Origin of the sequence: Fibrobacter sp. UWCM (genome assembly GCF_900129735.1) — a bacterium.
Taxonomy (GTDB): domain Bacteria; phylum Fibrobacterota; class Fibrobacteria; order Fibrobacterales; family Fibrobacteraceae; genus Fibrobacter.
In genome coordinates this window covers 1-3,085 of sequence record NZ_FQWR01000054.1, presented here as the reverse complement: position 1 = coordinate 3,085, position 3,085 = coordinate 1, and the positions used below count along the sequence as shown (strand labels likewise).

The 3,085-nt window shown below is 53.3% G+C and carries 4 protein-coding genes; all 4 read left to right on the top strand.

The window, feature by feature from the left end; translation table 11 throughout:
- Positions 1-1,012: GGDEF domain-containing protein (locus BUB22_RS15900; RefSeq protein ID WP_073116654.1), on the top strand; the 1,012-nt coding region annotated here is incomplete at its 5' end.
- Positions 1,009-2,142, top strand: coding sequence for a GGDEF domain-containing protein (locus BUB22_RS15895; protein ID WP_073116652.1), 1,134 nt, complete (start codon positions 1,009-1,011; stop codon positions 2,140-2,142). The genes BUB22_RS15900 and BUB22_RS15895, both read left to right, overlap by 4 nt.
- A gap of 50 nt (positions 2,143-2,192) precedes the next feature.
- Positions 2,193-2,606, top strand: coding sequence for an ATP-binding protein (locus BUB22_RS15890; protein WP_073116650.1), 414 nt, complete (start codon positions 2,193-2,195; stop codon positions 2,604-2,606).
- Between the two features lie 32 nt (positions 2,607-2,638).
- Entirely contained in the window at positions 2,639-2,935 is a 297-nt protein-coding gene (locus BUB22_RS15885) for an STAS domain-containing protein (RefSeq protein ID WP_072811964.1), read from the top strand.
- The last annotated feature ends 150 nt before the right edge of the window (positions 2,936-3,085 follow it).

Below are 3,085 nucleotides of genomic sequence, written 5' to 3'. Positions count from 1 at the left end.
TTCGCTGCTCCTTTTTTCGTTCGACATTCTCTGGGTAGTGCTGGACGGGACTTCGTTTTCCCACGGCCCGCTGATAAACAAGATTGTAAACGCCGCCTATTTTGCGCAAAGTGGCGTCGTGTGCTATTACTGGAGCCGCTATTCGCTGTTCCTTTCGGGGAACAGGCTCAAGCTGTGGAAGTTCTACAGGGTGCTGTTCTTGCTGCCCATGATTGTGGTTGCCTTCATGGCGATTGCCTCCATCTGGACAGGGTGGTTCTTCACCGTGGATGCCACGAACCACTACCAGCGTGGCGAATACCTCATTTTGCACGTGAGCCTCATCTTCGCGTACTTGCTGTATTCCTTCTTTGTCGCGGTTTTCGCCATCAAGCGCAAGCGTGAACTGGTGAACAAGAACAAGCTTTATGCCATCTCGGCGCTCGGCTTCTTGCCGTTTTTTGCAGAAATTGTCCAGATTGAGTACCCCGGACTTTCGGTTTTCTGCGTGGGTGCGACCCTCGGCCTCGTGGTGGTTTTCCTCGAAATCCAGCGCGAGATGATTTCGCTCGACCCGCTGACCCGCCTCAACAACCGCAACCAGGCGAGCATCTACCTGAGTTCGCGGTTCAAGCAAGAAATCCCGGGCAAGATGCTTTACCAGTTCGCGATGGACCTCGACAAGTTCAAGGGTATCAACGATACCTACGGCCACATGGAGGGCGATAACGCGCTCATGATTGTTTCGATGGTGCTGAAACTCGTGTGTGGCCCGCGCGGGCACTTTATTTCGCGCTACGGGGGCGACGAGTTCGTGGTGTTCGCGAACCTCCCGGACGACGAGGCCGCGAATGAACTCTGCACCGCCATCGAGGAAAAGCTGGAAAAGAGGTCTATCGGGCTTCCGTACGCACTCAAGATGAGCATCGGGTACGCAAGGCTCCGGAAGGGCGAAACCGAGGAATCCCTTGGCCGCAGGGCGGACGAGTCCCTTTATGAAATCAAGAAGCGCAAGAAGGTGGATCGGGTATGAGCGAGTACTTGCTTGAATATGCCGAAATAAGCCTGTTCTGCATTGCGGTCCTCGCCGTGATGCTCAGGGCGCTCCGCACGAGCCTGAACAGGCTAGCCGACCAGACCATCCTCACGCACGTGTTCGTGATGATTATGATGCTTTTCGTCTTCGACCTCGTGTCGGAGATGGTCGAGGGGCACGCTACCCCGGCCGCCATAGCCGTGAACCACGTCTGCTGCATCGCGTTCCTCTCGCTGAATCTGTTCCTCGCGTTCCAGTGGCTTCGCTTTGTGGGCTACAACCTGCAGCTCCATTTTTGGCACCAGAAGCGGACCTTGCTCTATTTGCTGATTCCCTTGATGGTGGGCGTCTTACTTATCGTGTGTTCCATATCGCAGGGCTGGATTTATCGCATTAGCCCCGACAACCACGCTATCCGCGGTAGCATTTACTTTGTCTATATTGCCATTTGTTGCTTCTACATGCTGGGGACAGGCTTTATTGCGGGCCGTCGCGTGTTCATTAGGCGCTACTACTCCGACAAGCTTTTGTACCTGGCACTGGCGTCGTGTGGCGTGTTGCCCGCATTCTTCTTTGTTCTCGAGTACTTTACGGGCACGCATCCCTTCTCGGTATACTCGATGGTGGTTGCCGTGCTTTGGGTGTTCCTCGAACTGCAATCCCGCATGATTTCGACAGATCCGCTCACCAAGCTCAACAACAGGAACCAGCTGAACGTGTTTCTTGATTCCAAGATGGGGCAGAATTCGGCGAAGGGCTCGCTGTACCTGTTCGTGCTCGATGTGGACAAGTTCAAGGACATCAACGACAACTTCGGGCATCACGAAGGCGACCGCGCGCTGATTACGGTTGCCGACGTGCTCAAGAAGGTTTGTGGCCCGCGCGGGCACTTCATTTCGCGCTTTGGCGGTGACGAGTTCAACCTGGTGGCGGAACTGCCCGATGCCTCTGCCGCGGAGGCCCTGAAAGATGCTATCAATGAAGAAATCGCCCTCAGGGACGAAACTCTCCCGTACCGCCTGTGCCTGAGCATCGGGTATGCCTCTGGCCGCGGGAAGGGCGAAACCCTGAAAGACCTGTTTGAACGTGCCGACGAGGCGCTGTACAGGGAAAAGGCGAAGCGCTAGCATGGACATTTCGGTAATTTTTCTAAATTCTTTCTCGCTAGGATTTGACTATGCGGAATTTGAAGAAAGAAATAACTGTTGATTCCAAGATTGAGAACATCAACGCCCTGACGGCGTTCGTGGAGAAGGAACTTGAACCGTTTGAACCTTCGATGAAGGCCCAGATGCAGATTAACGTTGCAATCGATGAACTTTTTAGCAACGTGGTGCATTATTCCGGCTCGTCGAAGATGACGCTTGTTCTGGAAGTCGTGGAAGACGTTCTTTCGGCTAGCCTGACGTTTATCGATAATGGCGTGGCGTACGACCCGCTTGCGAAGGCCGACCCGGATGTTACGCTCTCTGCCGACGACCGCGAGATTGGCGGGCTTGGCATTTTCCTGGTCAAGAAGACGATGGACCAGATGGAATACAAGCGCGACGGCGAGAAGAACATTCTCAAGATTACGAAGAAACTGGGCTAGGCCACATGGAAAGTTTTAAAAAAGAGGTTAATATGCAGATTGAAAAGAAACTCGAAAACAACGTTTTGAGCTTTGCCCTGGAAGGGCGCTTGGATACCATGACCGCCCCGCAGCTCGAGGCTGAGGTCGTCGGAAAACTTGATGGCGTTACCGAATTGAATTTCGATTTCGCCAAGCTCTCTTACATTTCTTCTGCAGGCCTGCGCGTGCTGCTTTCTGCCCAGAAGGTCATGAACAAGCAGGGCAAGATGTTTATTCGCAACGTGTGCCCCGAAATCAAGGAAATCTTTGACGTGACGGGTTTCGCGGATATCCTTACCATCGTGTAAGAATTCGCATTTTGTTTTAAATTTTATGTATAAAATAAGCCCGCTTTCGCGGGCTGTTTAATAAACTGCGCGGGCTTTACACGTCGCCAACTTCGCCGGTCTTGACGAAATTCCGCACGGCGCGCGTAATGCGCATGCTGCAGAAGTTCG

What these genes read in the sequence shown, in the direction of transcription:
- BUB22_RS15885 (WP_072811964.1), top strand. Translation starts at nt 2,639, where the DNA reads ATGCAGATTGAAAAGAAACTCGAAAACAACGTTTTGAGCTTTGCCCTG.
- BUB22_RS15895 (WP_073116652.1), top strand. Translation starts at nt 1,009, where the DNA reads ATGAGCGAGTACTTGCTTGAATATGCCGAAATAAGCCTGTTCTGCATT.
- BUB22_RS15890 (WP_073116650.1), top strand. Translation starts at nt 2,193, where the DNA reads ATGCGGAATTTGAAGAAAGAAATAACTGTTGATTCCAAGATTGAGAAC.